This window comes from Pseudomonas monteilii (genome assembly GCA_001534745.1).
In the GTDB taxonomy this organism is placed as follows: domain Bacteria; phylum Pseudomonadota; class Gammaproteobacteria; order Pseudomonadales; family Pseudomonadaceae; genus Aquipseudomonas; species Aquipseudomonas alabamensis.
In genome coordinates this window covers 1,866,714-1,883,293 of sequence record CP013997.1, presented here as the reverse complement: position 1 = coordinate 1,883,293, position 16,580 = coordinate 1,866,714, and the positions used below count along the sequence as shown (strand labels likewise).

The window sequence follows — 16,580 nt, the reverse complement described above, 5'->3', positions numbered from 1 at the left end:
GTGTCGCTGATGGTCGGGGTCGGCCGGATGACCTGGCTCGACCTGGCCGGCCTGTCCGAAGACGCCTGGCTGACGCTGACGGCCAGCCGCCTGCCGCGCCTGGCTGCCCTGATGCTGTCCGGTGCCGGCCTGGCGGTGTGCGGGGTGGTGCTGCAACAGATCGTGCGCAACCGCTTCGTCGAGCCGGCCACCAGCGGTGGCCTGGACGCGGCCAAGCTCGGCATCCTGATCGCCGTGAGCGCTTTTCCAGGTGTCGGCACCGCCGGCAAGATGCTGATGGCGCTGGGCGTCAGCTTCGCTGCCAGCCTGGCCTACGTGGCGATGATCCGCCGCATCCGCTTCAAGAGCATCGTGCTGGTGCCGGTGCTCGGCCTGATGTACGGCAGCGTGCTCAGCGCCCTCGCCGAATTCTGGGCCTACCGTCACCAGTTGCTGCAGAGCCTGCAGGGCTGGCTGATGGGCGACTTCTCGCGCATCGTGCAGGGCAATTACGAAATCATCTTCGTCATCCTGCCGGTGGTGGTGCTCATCTACCTGTTCGCCCAGCGCTTCACCGTCCTGGGCATGGGTGAAGGCATGGCTAACAGCCTGGGCCTGAACTACACGGCGACCATGACCCTCGGGTTGCTGCTGGTGGCGCTGACGGTATCGGTCACCGTGATCACCGTCGGTGCGATTCCCTTCGTCGGCCTGGTCATTCCCAACCTGATCGCCCTGCGCTATGGCGAGAACCTGCAGCGGACCTTGCCGCTGGTGGCCCTGTGCGGCGCCTCGATGCTGCTGGCCTGCGACATCCTCGGGCGTCTGTTGATCTACCCCTTCGAGGTGCCCATCGGCCTGGTGGCCGGCAGCGTGGGCGGCGTGCTGTTTCTGATCCTGTTGCTGAGGAGGTCCACATGAGCCGCCTGGACGCCCGCCTGGGCATCTGGCTGCTGGTCGCCGCCCTGGCGGTGGCCTTCGTCCTGCTGGGGTCGGGGCTGGACATGGCCTACGTCATTCCCCGGCGCCTGACGCGCCTGGCGGCGATCGGGGTCGCCGGCGTGTGCATCGGCTGCTCCTCGGTCATCTTCCAGACCCTGACCGGCAACCGCATCCTGACCCCGGCCATCATGGGCTACGAGGCCGTCTACCTGCTGTTCCAGGCCTTGCTGATCCTGCTGATCGGCACCCACAGCCTGATCCTGCTCGGTCGCCACGGCAACGTCTGGCTGTCGATCCTGCTGATGCTCGGCTATTCCTGGCTGCTGCATCGCTGGCTGTTGCGCGACGGCCGGCAGAACGTCTACCTGCTGTTGCTGGTGGGGCTGGTGCTGAGCCTGGTGCTGAGCACCGTGACGCAGTTCATCCAACTCAAGGTCAGCCCTGGGGAGTTCTCGATCCTGCAAGGCTTCAACTACGCCTCGTTCAACAAGGCGCAGCCGCTGCAAGTGGCCTACTCCGCCGTGCTGGCCGCCCTCGCCTGCCTGGTGGTACGGCGCACGCTGCCGGTGCTGGACGTGCTGGCGCTGGGGCGCGACCAGGCCATCGTGCTAGGGGTCGATCACCTGCGCGCGGTCAGCGTGCAGATGGCCGTGATCGCAGTGCTGGTGGCGGTGTCCACCAGCCTGATCGGGCCGACGGCCTTCATGGGCGTGTTCGTCGCCAACCTCACCTACACGCTGGCACGGACCTTCCGGCACCGGGTCACGCTGCCGCTGGCCAGCGGGGTGGCGATGGCATTGTTCATCGTCGCGCAGTACCTGGTCGAACAGGCGTTCAACTACAACATGTCGGTCAACATCCTGATCAACCTGGTCTGCGGGGCGTATTTCCTGGCCCTGATGACGCGTACACGAGGAACCGCATGATCACGCTGAGCCATGTGTCCAAGGCCTACGGCCCGAAAGCCGTGCTGACGGACGTCACCGTGCAGTTTCCGACCGGGCGGATCACGTCGCTGATCGGCCCCAATGGCGCGGGCAAGACCACGTTGCTGATGCTCATCGCCCGGCTCCAGCAGGCCTCGGCCGGCGAGCTGTGCCTCGACGGACAGGCGATCGGTCAGTGGGCCGTGCGCGACTACGCCAAGCGCGTGGCGACTTTGCGCCAGACGCCGGACTTCAACCTCAGGCTGACCGTGGACGAACTGGTCGCCTTCGGCCGTTTTCCCTACAGCCAGGGCGCGCTGACCGCCGACGACCGGCGGATCATCGACGAGGCCATCGCCTTCCTGTCGCTGGAGGCCTTGCGCGGGCAGTACGTCGACGAACTGAGTGGCGGCCAGCGGCAGATGGCGTTCCTGGCCATGACCATCGCCCAGCAGACGCCCTACCTGCTGCTGGACGAACCGCTGAACAACCTGGACATGAAGCACGCCGTGCTGATCATGCGCGCGCTGCGCCGGCTGTGCGACGAGCACGGCCGCACGGTGATCCTGGTGGTGCACGACATCAATTTCGCCGCCAACTATTCCGACCACATCGTGGCCATGAAGCGGGGCACGGTGCGCTTTTGCGGCCCGGTCGCCGAGGTGATCGACGAGACGCGCCTGCGCGAACTGTTCGACCTGGACTTCGAGATCCTGCCCGCCGGGCGCGGATTCGTCTGCAATTACTTCAACCCATCGCTTTCGCCGGAGCTGCCATGAATCCTCTCGCCACGTCCCTGCTGACCCTGGCCATCGCCCTGTCCCTGGCCGGCTGCGACCAGCCCAAGGCCGACGCGCCGAACGCTACGACCACTTCCAGCGCCGACTATGCGCCGGTGCGCATCGAGCATGCGCTCGGCACCACCGTGATCAAGGCACCACCGCAACGCGTGGTCGCCTTCGACATGAGCGAGGTCGACAGCGTCGTGCAGTTGCAGGCGCCCCTGGTGGGCATGGCCAAGGACTATGTGTCGACGTTCCTGCTGCCCTACCGCGACGACCCGGGGATCGCCGACGTCGGCACCACCATCCAGCCCAACCTGGAGCGCCTGCATGCGCTCAAGCCGGACCTGATCCTGATCTCGCCCCTGCAGGCGCAGAGCTATGCCGAACTGAGCGAGATCGCGCCGACCCTCTACGACGATGTCGACCTGACCAACCAGCGCAGCGACTTCCTCGACACGGCCAAGGCCCACCTGCGAACCCTGGGTCACATCTTCGGCAAGCAGACCCTGGCCGAGCAGAAAGTCGCGCAGATGGACGCCACCATCGCCCGCACCCGCCAGGTGACCGAGGGCCGCCCGGAAAAAGCCCTGATCGTGCTGCACAACAATGGCGCCTTCACCTCCTACGGCGTCAAGTCGCGCTACGGCTACGTGTTCGACACCCTGGGGGTCAAGCCGGCCAGTAACGACCTGGCGGCGAGCCTGCATGGGCAGCCGATCTCCAACGAGTTCATCCGCGAGGCCGACCCCGACATCCTCTACGTGATCGACCGGACCGCCGTGATGGAGCGCCGGCCTGCCCTGAACCTCGACAGCCTGGACAACCCGCTGCTGCGTCGCACCAAGGCCTGGAACGCCGGCCGCGTGGTGTTCGTCGATGCGCAGACCTGGTACCTGTGCACTGCCAGCGTGACCTGCCTGGAACGTATCGCCGACGACGTGGTGAAAGGCTACCTGCCCCAGGACCAGCAGGTCGCCCGTTGATGAGTGTCTGATTCGCATCAATTGCTAATGATTAACATTGCGGGATTTCGTGTCTGGTTCGGAAAGGTAGTGCATCACTTCCATCCTGGGTCGAATCGAAAGGAATCCCGCAATGTCGTCACGCTGCACCCTTGCCTGCCCTGCCTCTGTCGCTGCCCTGCCTGCACCGCGCCTGGCCCATGACCGCACCTTCCTGGCCGTGCGCCTGGCCTTGCTGCTGAGCCTGGGGGCGACGACGCACGCGGCCCTGGCGCAAACGCCAGTTCCCCAGACGCCGAGCGAGTCGGCGCAGACGCCCCTGGTCCTGTCGGACATCACCGTCGAGGCGGCCGAGGACGCTGCCAGCGACCTGCCTCCGGTCTATGCGGGCGGTCAGGTGGCCACGGGCGGGCGCGTCGGCCTGCTGGGCAACAAGGATGTGATGGAAACGCCCTTCAGCACCCTCAGCTACACCGAGCAGTACGTGCAGGACCTGCAGGCCCGGGACATCACCGACGTGATCGCCGCCACCGACCCGTCGGTCTTCACCAATGGCGTGAAGAACACCCACAGCGAGAGCTATTCGATCCGCGGTTTCAGCACCAGCCCCAGCGACATGACCGTCGAAGGCCTGTTCGGCATGGCGCCGTTCTACCGTGCCTCGCCGGAGATCTACGAACGCATCGAAGTGCTCAAGGGCCCCTCCGTGCTGCTCAACGGCATGCCGCCGAACGGTTCGGTGGGCGGCACCATCAACCTGGTGCCCAAGCGTGCCGCCGACACGCCGTTGACCCGCGTGACCGGCACCTTCGAATCGGACTCGCAGATCGGTGGCCACGTGGACATCGGGCGCCGCTTCGGCGAGGGCAACCAGTTCGGGGTGCGTTTCAACTCGGTCTACCGCGACGGCGATGCGGCCACCGATGACCAGAGCCATCGGGTCGGCGTGAATGCCCTGGCCCTGGACTGGCGCGGCGAGCGCGCGCGGCTGTCCCTCGACCTGTTCGACAGCGACGACACCACCGTCGGGCAGAACCGCGGCCTCGGCCTGGCGGCAGGGGTGTCGGTGCCCAAGCCGCCCAGCGCGGACACCCTGCTCAACCCGGACTGGGGACGTGTCCGCACCCAGGACAAGGGGGTGATCCTGCGCGGTGAATACGCCTTGAGCGACCAGCTGACCGCCTACGGTGCCGTGGGCACCAGCAAGACCCATTACCAGTACAGCGGCGCCATGTCGGCCACCGTGATCAACGCCCGGGGTGACATCTCCACGACCCTGGGGCAACTGCGCCAGGAATTTCACAAGACCTCTGCCGAAGTCGGCCTGCGCGGCCAGTTCGACACCTTCGGCGTCGGCCACCAGTGGTCGATCAACGCGACCCAGTACAGCGACAAGGAACGTGACTGGGGGCGTCGCGGCATTCCGAACACCACCTGGGTCACCAACCTCTACCACCCGGTCTGGGGCCCCAAGGCGCCGGAAGCATGGCCCTCCATCATCCATAACGAGAACGATTTGAAGAGCTACGGCATCGCCGACACCTTGTCGTTCCTCGACGAGCGTGTTCAGTTGACCCTGGGCGTGCGCCGTCAGGAGGTGGTCTCCGACACCTACAATACCGGCACGGGCGAGCGCAACCGGCCAGGCTACGATGAACACGCCACCAGCCCGGCAGGGGCCATCCTGTTCAAGCTGACCGATGAGCTTTCGCTGTATGCCAACTACATCGAAGGGCTGAGCAAAGGCAGCTCGGCGCCCCTGACCGCGGCCAACGCCGGTGAAATGTTCGCGCCCTACGAGTCCAAGCAGCGCGAGATCGGCGCCAAGCTCGACCTGGGCACGTTCACCCACACCCTGGCGCTGTACGAGATCAAGCGCCCCAACGGCTACACCGACCCGGCCACCGATATCTACTCCTTCGGCGGCGAGCAACGTAACCGCGGGGTCGAATGGACCTTCTTCGGTTCGCCGACGATGGACGTACGCCTGATGGGCGGCATCGCCTACGTGGACCCGAAAGTGACCAAGGCCAGCACGAGCACCCAGGAGGGCAAGACCGCCACCGGTGTGCCGAAACTGCAAGGCAAGCTGGGCGTCGAGTGGGACACGCCCTTCGTCGAAGGCCTGACCCTGACCGCCAACGCCACGTCGCTGTCGAAGCAGTACATCAGCGCCGACAATAGCCAGTCGATTCCCGGCTACACGCTCTTCGACGCCGGCGCGCGCTATGCGATGAACGTCAGTGGCAAGCCGGTGGTGGTACGCGCCCAGGTCTCGAACCTCGCCAACAAGAACTACTGGGGCATGCCCCAGACGGCCAGCCTGGCCCTGGGTGAACCGCGCACGTATCAGCTGTCGGCGACGATCGATTTCTGATGCCCCGCGGGCGCGGCGTGCGACCGTTCGCGCGTCGTGTCCACACGGGCGCTGGAGGCGTCGTTCTACCCCGTACTACAGCGCCGTACGCAGGGCCTGCTGCAACCGCTCGCCCTGGGCGTCCTGCGCCGGGCCGACCACGGCGAAGTTGTAGGCACCATGGGACCAGTAACGGGCTTCGAGCGCACCCTCGCGTCGCTGCCCGCTGGCCATATGGCCGAAATGCCGGCCGGGCGCGCGGAGAAACACGCTCAGGCGCCCGCCCTGGGCGTCTTCGTACACCAGCAAGGCCGCCGGGCCATTCTCGTTGGCCAGCAAGCGTGCGCCGACCGGAACCAGGCCCTCCCCGGCCAGGTCCGGCAGCTCGCCGACCTGGGTGAAATGCCCGGCGAGCCAGGCACGCAGACGGGCCGGCTCATGGGCCTGGATATCCAGGGCCGCCGTATCGGCGAACAACCGGTGGGCCTGCACGGCATCGGCCATCGGCGGCGTGCCGGCCAGCCAGGTGGCTTCACGGGCCTGCCAGCCGCCCAGGCTGCCCAGGCCCAAGGTCAGCAGCAGTGCAGCGGCCGTGGCCACATGGCGCTGGCGCCGCCTGACCAGCCGTTGTCGCACGGTCGCCAGCGACGGCCCGGCGTCGGCCCGCTCCTCGTACCCACCGGCCAAGGCCACGCGCAGACGCCGGGCATCGTCACGCCAACCGTCGACCATGGCCTGTTCCTGGGGATGCGAGGCCAGCCAGGTGGTGATCTGCGCGCGTCGTGCCGGGTCGAGGCGGTCGTCGACATAGGCGTGCAGTTCGTGCTCGCTCGGGGCCGAGAAAATCATTTGAGTCTCCGCAACGCCACCGGCGCGGGCGTTTCTTCGGTCAGTTCACGCAGGGCCGCGCGGGCCCGGGACAGGCGCGACATCACCGTGCCGATCGGGATGTCCAGGGCCTGGGCGACCTCCTTGTAGCTCAATCCTTCGACGCTGACCAGCAGCAGCAAGGCGCGCTGCTGCTCCGGCAGGCGGGCGAAGGCCTGCAGGTCGGCCTGGGCGAAGACGCTCGACTCGGTCGCATCCATGCGCGAGGCCTCGCTGGCGGTGCCCAGGCCGATCCAGCCCAGCCAGCGGGCGTGCCGTTTCTCCCGGCGTTTGCCGTCCAGGAACAGGCGATACAGGATGGTGAACAACCACGGACGCAGGCCCTCGCGCTCCCGCTGCTGTGCGCCTCGGCTCAACGCGCGTTCCAGGGTCGCCTGCACCAAATCGTCGGCGCTGGTGGCATCGCGGGCCAGCCACAGCGCGAAGCGACGCAGGCTGTTGAGCAAGTCGCGCCATTGACGTTCATCCAGGTCATGCATGTTCAGGTTCAAAGCTCGGACAGAAGAGACTGACAACAGACGCCTGGCGAACGAAAGCATTCCCTCGGGAATAGAATTTTCTCTCGCACGTCGTATCTGCTGTCCCCTCACGAGAACCTGCCCATGACCCCTCCCCTGCACGGGCGCCGCAAGGCCCTGCGTCTGCTCGGCATCGGCGCGATACTGGCCTCGGCCGGTGCCGGCTTCGCCTATGCCGCCGGCTGGATCGGCGCCCCGGCGCTGACCCCGCAGCGCATCATCGACACCTTTGAAGCCCAGGCCGGGCATCACCCCGGGTATCGCAAGAACCACGCCAAGGGCCTGTGCGTCAGCGGGTACTTCGAAAGCACCGGGCTCGCCGCGCCGCTGTCGAGCGCCCGCGTCTTCAGTCAGCCGCGCGTGCCGGTCATCGGACGCTTCGCCCTGGGTGGCGCCAACCCGCATGTCGCCGATGCCGCAGTGCCGACACGCAGCCTGGCCCTGCAGTTGAGCACCGATGACGGGCAGCGCTGGCGCACCGGCATGAACAACCCGCCGGTGCTGGCCGTCAACAGCGTGGAAGGCTTCTATGACCAGGTGCTGGCGAGCACCCCCGACCCCAAGACCGGCAAACCCGACCCAGCGCGGCAGAAGGCCTTCGCCGAGGCGCACCCGGAAGGCGCCGCGTTTCGCCAATGGGCGGCCCAGTACCGGCCCAGCGACAGTTTCGCCAGCACCGCCTACAACAGCATCAATGCGTTTCGCCTGATCAACGATCAGGGCGCGGTGCAGCCGGTGCGCTGGCGCCTCGAGCCGCACACGCCGTTTCAGGCCCTGCCCACGGGCATCGCCGATCCGGACTACCTGCAACATGACCTTCAGGCCCGCGTGAAGCAGGGCCCCTTGCGCTGGACGTTGCGCCTGACCCTGGCCGAGCCCGGCGATGCCATCGACGACCCGGCCCAGGCCTGGCCGGCGCAGCGGCGCACGGTGGAGGCCGGCACCGTGGTCATCGACCGGGTCGAGGCAGCCGAACAAGGCGCCTGCCGCGACCTCAACTTCGACCCGTTGATCCTGCCGACCGGCATCGCACCGTCCGACGACCCGATCCTTGCGGCCCGCTCGGCCGCCTATGCCGAATCCTTCAACCGTCGCAGCCGCGAACGCCTCGAGACAGGAGCACACCCATGACCCCCACCACCTTTCATCCGCTGAGCCGAGCGCTGCACTGGCTGATGGCGGTGCTGATCCTGGCGATGCTGTTCATCGGCGTGAACATGGTCGGCAACCTGTCGCCCTGGCACCCGACCTTGGTCACGCTGCACAAGGCCACCGGGCTGGCACTGCTGGTGCTGGTGATCCTGCGCATCGTACTGCGCCTGAGCCTGCCGCACCCGCCCTTGCCGCGCGACCTGCCGCCGCTGCAGCGCTGGGCAGCCGGAGCCTCGCACCTGGCCCTGTACGGGTTGATGCTGGGCATGCCGCTGCTGGGCTGGGCGATGCTGTCGGCAGGCGATTACCCACGACCCCTGGGGCTGCCGGCGATCGCCCCGCACGACCTGCGGCTGTATGCCGTGTTGCGCCAGGCCCATGGCTGGGCCGGCTACCTGCTGTTCGCCACGATCCTGGTGCACGTGGGCGCCGCGCTGATGCACGCACTGGTGCGGCGTGACGGGGTGATGCGGGCGATGTGGCCAGGCCGGGTCGAGCCTTCGCGCTCGACGGCCGAGCGTTCACGCCCGCAGGCATGACGCGCTGACGGAGCGGTCGAGGCTGGCGTGTCGCCTCGGCGCGATGAAAGATTCGTCATCCCAGCAAAATAGTCACTCAGGGTGCTCAAGCGCCGAGGTGGGCGACCGATAACGGGACAAGTACCCATGCATTTCATGCGTTGCGTGCTCCCTTCCTGATCGGTCCTCTTCTCCTGGATGCTTCCATGCACTGGCTACGTGATGCAAAACTCTCCACCAAACTGATTGCCGCCTTTGGCCTTTGCGCGCTCATCACCCTCGGGGTAGGCGTGCTGGGCAGTCGGGGCATTTCTCAATTGTCGGACAGCCTGCGGTCGGTCTTTGCCAACAACCTGGTGTCGGTGTCCAAGACCGCCGAAGCCAAGAGCAAGGCCATCGCGCAGCAGAGGGATCTGTATGCACTGATCGGCGCCACGGCGTCCAACGCGCCGCAGGCCAGCCGCGACCAGATTCGTCAGAGCCTGGAAAACAATCGGGCCGACAGTGAAAAGGCATTCGCCCTGTACCGCGCAACGCCCCTGGCGGACGATGAGCGTGCGGCCGGTGATCGCATGGAGCGTGACTGGCCTGCCTACCAGGCGCAGATCCAGCGCGTGCTCGCGGCGCTGCAGGCAGGCGATGCCGACGCCGCCCGAAACATCATCAGCACCGACCTGCAGCAGAACTACCGGACCATCCTCGATGAGCTCACCGTGATGGTCGAGTCGAACAACCGGCAGATCGTCGAGGGCGCACAGCAGGCCAGCGCCACCGAGCGCTCGGCGACCATCGTGCTGTACACCGGCGTCGCCCTGGCCTTCATCGCTGCACTGCTGCTCGGCCTGTTCATCAGCCGCCTGATCAGCCGTCCCATCGCCCAGGCCGTGGTCAGCGCCCAGGCCATCGCCCGCGGTGACCTGACGCAACAGGTGCGCAGCGAGGCCGCCGATGAGACCGGCCAGTTGCTCAACGCGCTGGGCGACATGCAGCAGAGCCTGAAGACCACCATCCAGCAGATCGCCGACGCCTCCAATCAACTGGCTTCGGCGGCCGAAGAGCTCAACGCGGTGACCGAGGACAGCAGCCGCGGCTTGCTGCGCCAGAACGACGAGATCCAGCAGGCGGCCACGGCAGTGACCGAGATGACCTCGGCGGTCGAGGAAGTGGCCCGTAACGCCATGTCCACCTCCGAAGCCTCGCGCGGTGCCAGCACCCAAGCCGGCGAAGGCCTGGGCCAGGCGCGCCATGCGGTGTCGGCGGTGGATGACGCCACCCGCGAGATCGGCACCTCCACCACCATCGTCGAGCAGTTGGCCACGCAATTGCGTGACATCGGCAAGGTGCTGGACGTGATCCGCGGCATCGCCGAACAGACCAACCTGCTGGCGCTCAACGCCGCCATCGAAGCGGCCCGTGCGGGGGAGCAAGGTCGGGGCTTCGCAGTGGTGGCCGATGAAGTACGCGCCCTGGCGGCGCGTACCCAGGCCTCGACTGGCGAGATCGAAAGCATGATCAACGCGGTCCAGGCCAGCTCCGACCAGGCCGTGGTGGCCATGGGCAAGAGCCAGACTTTGGTGGCCACCACCCAGACCCTGGCCCGTGCCACGGGCGATGCGCTGGAGCAGATCGCGGTCGGCATCGGCCAGATCAACGACCGCAACCTGGTGATCGCCAGTGCGTGCGAAGAGCAGGCCAACGTGGCCCGCGAGGTGGACCGCAACCTGCTCAACATCCAGGACCTGTCGACCCAGACCGCGACGGGCGCGCAACAGACCAGCGCCTCGGCGCAGGACCTCTCGCGCCTGGCGGTGTCCTTCAACGAGCTGGTGCGCCGCTTCCGGCTTTGAGGGGGGCGTGAGGGCTCACTCCTTGGTGGGAGTGGGCTTGCCCGTGATGCAGGCGGCGACGGACCGGACGCTATCGCGGGCAAGCCCGCTCCCACAGGTCCGTAGCGGCCGGGCTCATCGCGGTGTAGTCATGGGTGTCTGGGCTGCATCACTGATCTGGCAGACCGACACATCCCCTTGTGGGGCAACTGTCTTTTTCTACTGGGTCATGCCCGGCCGAATGGGCTGATGTGTGGGCCTACCCGCGACGCATGCGGCGCCTGACAGGGCCCTATCGCTGGCAAGCCAGCTCCCACCCAGACCTCTGCAGCCGTCGGTGTAGGCATGGCTGCGCAAGCAGCTTGTGGGAGCGGGCTTGCCCGCGATGCAGGCGACGATGGACCGGACGCTATCGCGGACGAGCCCACGCCCAGAGGTGCGCGACAGCCGGTCTCTCCAAGGTGCGCGCGCTCAGGGATTGAGGAGGTGCACCAGCACCCGCTTGATCGCCGGCCAGTTCACCCATTGCCAGAGCTTGCCGTTCGACAGGTGCTCGACGATGCGGTTGGAGCCGCCGGTCAGGCTGACCACGGTGATGTAGACGAACCACTTCCTGATGAAGCTCGACAGTCGCTTTTTCTTGTATCTGGGCAATCCACACATCCAGGCTGGGGGGTTCTGAGGAAACGCTTGCAAGGTGGCCGTGCGGGCGCTCGGTCGTTGGCCGGGCGTTCGATCCAGGCAGGTCCCGGACTGCGACCTGCCACCCACACAGTCCCTGCCGTCTGGCAAGCCTGTCTGGCTAGGACACCGCCATGCCGACAGGAATGCCATCGACGTGAACGTCGAAGCCATGGCTGTGCGAAACGGGGCGCGCACGGTCGCTCAGCCGAGGACGCGTGTCAACGGGGATGCGTTGCGTTTTTCAGACAGTGAGCAGCGCGGTGGCGCAGGTCAGCGCCAACGGTCAGTCGCGATCTCAGTCATGGGCCAAGCAGATGGGCCAGGCCCTGCCCGGCAAAGACCACACGGTCGCACCAGATGATTTGGTGCAGCAGCACGATCGCCCAGAAGACCCCCTGGAACGGCACCTTGCGGGTCTTGTGCCGGCACACTTGCTGGGCGACCAGCGCGCCAGGCCAGCCACCGAGCAGTTCGCTCAGGTGCAGGTATTTTTCCGGTACGCGCCAGCCCTGGGTCCGGGCGCGGCGCTTGTCGTGCCAGTACAAGCCGAAAGCGATCAGGCTGGCCAACGGATAGAGCGCCAGCCACAGCGGGCTTGCTCCGGCCAGGACCGCCTGCACCACGCCCAGCGCGGGGAGTGCGCACAGCGCCAGCAGGAGCGCCACCTTGGGCCCGCGCCGACGATCCTCGACCGCCCTCCCCCGAGGCGCCGCCGGCGCAGCGCGTTCACGTCGCATGTCAGCCCTGCGCCGTGGTCCAGTCGATCCAGCCGAACAGCCAGGTCGCCAGGATCAACAGGCCGAAACCGATGCGGTACCAGGCGAACACCGCGTAGCTGTGGTGGGCGATGAACTTGAGCAGCCCTCGCACCGCGATCATGGCGAACAGGAAGGACACCACGAAGCCCAGGGCGAACACCGGCAGGTCGGCGGGCTGGAACAGGTCACGGTACTTGTAGCCCGAGTACACCGCCGCGCCGACCATGGTCGGCATGGCCAGGAAGAACGAGAACTCAGTGGCCGCCGTGCGCGACAAGCCGAACAGCAGCCCGCCAATGATGGTCGAGCCGGAGCGCGAGGTGCCAGGAATCATCGCCACGCATTGCACCAGGCCGATCTTCAGCGCCTGGTGCCAGCTCATCTGGTCGACGTGCTCGACCGTCACCTGATGCTCACGTCGTTCGGCCCAGAGCATGATCAGCCCGCCGATCACCAGTGCAGCCGCCACGGTGATGGGGTTGAACAGGTATTCGTGGATCAGGTCGGCGAACAGCACGCCGAGCACCACCGCCGGCAGGAAGGCCAACAGCAGGTTGCCGGTGAAGCGACGCGCCTGGGGCTGGCTCGGCAGGCCGACGACGATGTCGAGGATCTTGCGGCGAAACGCCCAGACCACGGCCAGGATCGCCCCGAGCTGGATGATGATGTTGAAGGCCATGGCCCGCTCGCCGCCGAAGTCGATCAGGTCGGCGACGATGATCTGGTGTCCGGTGCTGGAAATGGGCAGGAACTCGGTGAGCCCTTCGACGATACCCAGAATGATTGCCTGCAAGGCGCTCCAAAAATCCATCGTTCCCCCACGGGGCGCTGGTGCATGCCAGGCCCGCTGTACGTTGAGTGGTGTGTCTACCGCGAGCGGCGCGCCGTTTTACAGCGAAGATTGGAGTAAAGCCAGTCGAAAAGTTCAGCAGTGGCGAAAGTTTCATCTGAATCCGAACAGCATGTTAGCAGAGGGTCTTGCCGCATGCCGGGAATTTGACACGCACGGCGATACCCTGTGTCCGAAGGACTTGGCGTACAATCGCGCCCCTCTTCACTGACCGAGGATCATCCATGTCCGGCCTCGAACTGTTCGCCGCCGTACTCGGCGTGCTCGCCGTATGGCTGACCGTCAAGCAGAACCCATGGTGCTGGCCGATCGGCCTGGTCATGGTGCTGGTCTACAGCTGGATCTTCTATGACGTGCGGCTGTACTCCGACATGCTGCTGCAGCTGGTCTACGCCGTGCTGCAGCTGTACGGCTGGTGGCAGTGGACCCGCCCTGGGCATGTCGAACGTGCCCGTCAGGTCAGCCGCCTGTCCATGCCTGCCCTGGGCCTGAGCTTGGCCGCGGGCGTGTCGATCAGTCTGGCGCTTGGCTCGGTGATGGCCCATTGGACCGATGCCGCGCAACCCTGGCTGGATGCCGCCCTGACAGGCTTCAGCCTGGTGGCGCAGGTCTGGATGGCGCAGAAGCGCTTGCAATGCTGGCCGCTGTGGGCGCTGCTGGATACGGTCTTCGTCGGCCTGTTCCTGTACAAGGGGCTCTACCTGACTGCGGCGCTGTACGCCTTGTTCACCTGGTTGGCGGTGCGCGGCTGGATCGAGTGGCGGCGCGCAGCGAGCGTGGCCTGCGCATGAAGGTCCTGGTGCTGTGCGGCCCCGAATCGAGCGGCAAGAGCTGGCTGGGTGGCGAACTGCAGGCGCATTTCGGCGGCCGCCTGGTCGGGGAGTACGTGCGCCATTTCATCGATCACCACCAGCGCGACACCTGCCTGGCCGACATCCCGGACATCGCCCGTGGGCAACTGGCCTGGGAAGACGAAGCCCGTCAGCAGGCGCCTGCCCTGCTGATCCTCGACACGCACCTGCTGAGCAACCTGCTCTGGAGCCAGACGCTGTTCGACGACTGCCCGGCCTGGCTGGAGCAGGCCTTGCTGGCGCGCCACTACGACCTGCACCTGCTGCTCGACCCACGCGGCGTGGACTGGGTCGGCGACGGTCAACGCTGTCAGCCTGAACTGGCGCAACGGCTTGTCTTCTTCGAGCAGAGTCGCCAATGGCTGCTGGCCCACCGGCAGTCGGTGCAGGTGCTCGAGGGTAGCTGGGCACAGCGACGGGCCGCGGCCTTCGAGGCGGTGGAGCGTCTGCTGGCGGGCTCGGAGCCCACGGCCTCCTGACCCGGGTGCCGAGGCGGTCGATGCCTTGAAGCCTTGGGGACGCAGGTCGGGTTCAGCCCGCCTGAGAGTCGGTCAGAGGCAGAGAGGCCGTCTGCCGACCGTCCTCGACCTGCGCCAGGCACACGGTGAAACGCGTGCCCTCGGTCGCATCGGAGCTGACGCTGACATTACCGCCGTGGGCCTCGGCGATGGCCTTGACGATGAACAGGCCCAGGCCCACGCTGCGCCCCACGCTCTGCTCGCTGCCGCGCACCATGGGCTCGAACAGCACGTCCAGCGTGGCCTGGGGAATCGGCTGCCCGTAGTTGAGGACGGTGACCTGAGGATGTCCTTCGGAAAAATCGGAGATCACATGGATCGGCTGGGCAGGATCGCCATAGGCGACCGCATTGCCCACCAGATTGCCGATCAGCTGCTGTACCCGATCCGCGTCCATGGACGCGCGCCCGTGGGCGATGGCTTGATGCAGCAGCATGACCCCCGGAAACGCCACGCGCAGCTCGTCCAGGCTCTGGCGGACCACCTCGTGCAGGTCGAGCGGGGCCGGTGAAATGGCAATGCCATGGCCGATGCGTTCCAGGGTGAAGTCCAGCAGGTCGGCGATCATGCGCTCGGCGCGGCTCGCCGACTGGCCGATGTGCGCCAGCATGCGCGCCTCGCGGGGGGAACGTTCGGCGCGGGCGAGCATTTCGGACGCCATCTGAATCGCGGCCAGGGGCGTTCTCAGGTCATGGCTGACGATGCCGACCATCTGCTCGGCGTAGGTCGCGCGGCGCTGGGCGCTCTGGAACGCCTCGTTCAGCTGGGCCTGCGCTTCGTGCAGGCTGGCCTGGGCCAAGGTCTTTTCCCGCAGCAGGTTTTCCGCCAGGTTGCGGGCATGGAGCAGCTCACGCTCGTAACGATCGCGCTCGGTGGTGGTGAACACCGCCAACTGGTAATAGGCCACGCCCTCGTGCACCTGCCGCACCCCGTTGAGCAACATGGTGACGGCGCTGCCATCGCGGTGCAGCAGCTGCAGCTTGACCTCGCCGACCGAACCTTGCATGTGCATCAGCGGCGCCCAGTGGGTCTGGTAGAAAATCCGTCCCCCCATGGTCAGCAGGTCCTGGAAGCGCTGACCGCAGAGGGCTTCGCAGGTATGGCCCAACCATTCGGCGAAGGTGCGGTTGACCTGGAGCAGCGTGCCGTTCTCGTGGGTGGTCAACAGGCCACAGGGGGCCTGGTCGAACAGGGTCCGCGGGGCGGGCAACAGGGAGGCGTCAACCGTCATCACGACTACCGAGCCGGGCGAGGAAGTCCTCCATCGCCGCGACACAGGCGCTGGGTGCGCTCATGTGCGGGCAATGGCCGATGTTGTCGACCACGCACAGCGTACTCCCGACGATGGTGCGGTTGAGGTATTCGCCCACCTGAATCGGCGCGATCAGGTCATCACTGGCCTGCAGGATCAAGGTGGAGGTGGTCAGGCGCGCGACCTCTTCACGGTTGTCGGACAGGAAGGTGACACGGGCAAACTGCTTGGCGATGTCCGGTCGGGTGCTGCAGAAGCTCTGGGTCAGCTCCTCGGCCAGGGCCGGTTGGCCCGGTGCGCCCATGATCGCCGGGGCCATGCTGCTGGCCCAGCCCAGGTAGTTGCTGTCCAGGGTATCGAGCAGGGCATGGATGTCATCCTGCGAGAACCCACCCACGTACCCTTCACCATCGATGTAGCAAGGCGATGGCCCGACCATGACGTGTGCCGCGACCCGACCCGGTGCCGCCAGGTCGCTCAGCACGCCGATCATGGCGCTGACCGAATGCCCGACCAGTACCACCGGCCCATTGCCATAGGCATCGATGAGCTGCGACAGGTCATCGGCATAGCCTGCCAAGGTTTCGTAGCGAGCCGGATCGTAGGCGTTCAAGTCGGATCGCCCCGACCCGATCAGGTCGTGCAGGACCACCGTGAAACGGTCCATGAACGGCTCGACCATGTAACGCCACATGGTCTGGTCGCAGCCGAAACCGTGCGAAAAGATCATCGTCGTCGGGCCATTCCCGAAGAGGTGGACATTGTGGCGTTGCTGCAGGGTCATGGGCGATCTCGTGCGCAATGGATGGGGAAAG

General features: G+C 66.5%; 16 protein-coding genes and 1 pseudogene. 10 read left to right on the top strand and 7 right to left on the bottom strand.

The window, feature by feature from the left end; all coding sequences use genetic code 11:
- Window positions 1-9 precede the first annotated feature (9 nt).
- From APT63_08335 to APT63_08315, 5 genes are all read left to right on the top strand, one after another.
- Window positions 10-900: an iron ABC transporter permease gene (locus APT63_08335; GenBank protein ID AMA47825.1), complete on the top strand. Its 891-nt coding sequence runs from the start codon at window positions 10-12 to the stop codon at window positions 898-900.
- Window positions 897-1,847 carry an iron ABC transporter permease gene (locus APT63_08330; GenBank protein ID AMA45637.1) on the top strand — a complete coding sequence of 317 codons (951 nt, stop codon included), beginning with the start codon at window positions 897-899 and terminating at the stop codon, window positions 1,845-1,847. The genes APT63_08335 and APT63_08330 overlap by 4 nt, the downstream gene beginning before the upstream one ends.
- Entirely contained in the window at window positions 1,844-2,626 is a 783-nt protein-coding gene (locus APT63_08325) for an iron ABC transporter ATP-binding protein (protein AMA45636.1), read from the top strand. Before APT63_08330 ends, APT63_08325 begins: the two co-directional genes overlap by 4 nt.
- On the top strand, window positions 2,623-3,615 hold the full coding sequence (locus APT63_08320; GenBank protein AMA45635.1) for a ferric anguibactin-binding protein: 993 nt from the start codon (window positions 2,623-2,625) through the stop codon (window positions 3,613-3,615). The genes APT63_08325 and APT63_08320 overlap by 4 nt, the downstream gene beginning before the upstream one ends.
- 112 nt (window positions 3,616-3,727) lie before the next feature.
- A complete protein-coding gene (locus APT63_08315) occupies window positions 3,728-5,971 on the top strand; it encodes a ferric anguibactin receptor (protein ID AMA45634.1) in 2,244 nt (747 codons plus the stop codon).
- Between the two features lie 75 nt (window positions 5,972-6,046).
- Here APT63_08315 and APT63_08310 read toward each other — a convergent pair whose 3' ends face one another.
- Together APT63_08310 and APT63_08305 are read right to left on the bottom strand one after the other, a co-directional pair.
- Window positions 6,047-6,799 (bottom strand): anti-sigma factor, encoded by a 753-nt coding sequence (locus tag APT63_08310; protein ID AMA45633.1) that lies wholly within the window; start codon window positions 6,797-6,799, stop codon window positions 6,047-6,049.
- Window positions 6,796-7,317, bottom strand: coding sequence for an RNA polymerase subunit sigma-24 (locus APT63_08305; protein ID AMA47824.1), 522 nt, complete (start codon window positions 7,315-7,317; stop codon window positions 6,796-6,798). The genes APT63_08310 and APT63_08305 overlap by 4 nt, the downstream gene beginning before the upstream one ends.
- 117 nt (window positions 7,318-7,434) lie before the next feature.
- Between APT63_08305 and APT63_08300 the strand changes: the two genes are divergently transcribed.
- From APT63_08300 to APT63_08290, 3 genes are all read left to right on the top strand, one after another.
- Window positions 7,435-8,487 (top strand): catalase, encoded by a 1,053-nt coding sequence (locus tag APT63_08300; GenBank protein ID AMA45632.1) that lies wholly within the window; start codon window positions 7,435-7,437, stop codon window positions 8,485-8,487.
- Window positions 8,484-9,047, top strand: coding sequence for a cytochrome B (locus APT63_08295; protein AMA45631.1), 564 nt, complete (start codon window positions 8,484-8,486; stop codon window positions 9,045-9,047). The genes APT63_08300 and APT63_08295 overlap by 4 nt, the downstream gene beginning before the upstream one ends.
- A gap of 185 nt (window positions 9,048-9,232) precedes the next feature.
- Window positions 9,233-10,873: a chemotaxis protein gene (locus APT63_08290; protein AMA45630.1), complete on the top strand. Its 1,641-nt coding sequence runs from the start codon at window positions 9,233-9,235 to the stop codon at window positions 10,871-10,873.
- A 450-nt stretch (window positions 10,874-11,323) separates the two neighbouring features.
- Here APT63_08290 and APT63_08285 read toward each other — a convergent pair whose 3' ends face one another.
- From APT63_08285 to APT63_08275, 3 genes are all read right to left on the bottom strand, one after another.
- A complete protein-coding gene (locus APT63_08285; protein AMA45629.1) occupies window positions 11,324-11,506 on the bottom strand; it encodes a hypothetical protein in 183 nt (60 codons plus the stop codon).
- 329 nt (window positions 11,507-11,835) lie between these two features.
- Window positions 11,836-12,201: a hypothetical protein gene (locus APT63_08280; GenBank protein AMA45628.1), complete on the bottom strand. Its 366-nt coding sequence runs from the start codon at window positions 12,199-12,201 to the stop codon at window positions 11,836-11,838.
- A 73-nt stretch (window positions 12,202-12,274) separates the two neighbouring features.
- Window positions 12,275-13,105: an undecaprenyl-diphosphatase gene (locus APT63_08275; protein AMA45627.1), complete on the bottom strand. Its 831-nt coding sequence runs from the start codon at window positions 13,103-13,105 to the stop codon at window positions 12,275-12,277.
- 263 nt (window positions 13,106-13,368) lie between these two features.
- Between APT63_08275 and APT63_08270 the strand changes: the two genes are divergently transcribed.
- Complete coding sequence (locus tag APT63_08270; GenBank protein AMA45626.1) at window positions 13,369-13,935, top strand: aminotransferase; 567 nt, start codon at window positions 13,369-13,371, stop codon at window positions 13,933-13,935.
- Window positions 13,932-14,474 (top strand): N-acetylglucosamine-6-sulfatase, encoded by a 543-nt coding sequence (locus tag APT63_08265; protein ID AMA47823.1) that lies wholly within the window; start codon window positions 13,932-13,934, stop codon window positions 14,472-14,474. Before APT63_08270 ends, APT63_08265 begins: the two co-directional genes overlap by 4 nt.
- Before the next feature lie 121 nt (window positions 14,475-14,595).
- Here the strand turns inward: APT63_08265 and APT63_08260 are convergent.
- Together APT63_08260 and APT63_08255 are read right to left on the bottom strand one after the other, a co-directional pair.
- Window positions 14,596-15,744, bottom strand: a pseudogene (locus tag APT63_08260) (PAS domain-containing sensor histidine kinase).
- Window positions 15,734-16,549, bottom strand: a complete 816-nt coding sequence (locus tag APT63_08255) for a sigma factor sigB regulation protein rsbQ (GenBank protein AMA45625.1) — start codon at window positions 16,547-16,549, stop codon at window positions 15,734-15,736. Before APT63_08255 ends, APT63_08260 begins: the two are co-directional and overlap by 11 nt.
- Window positions 16,550-16,580: the final 31 nt, after the last annotated feature.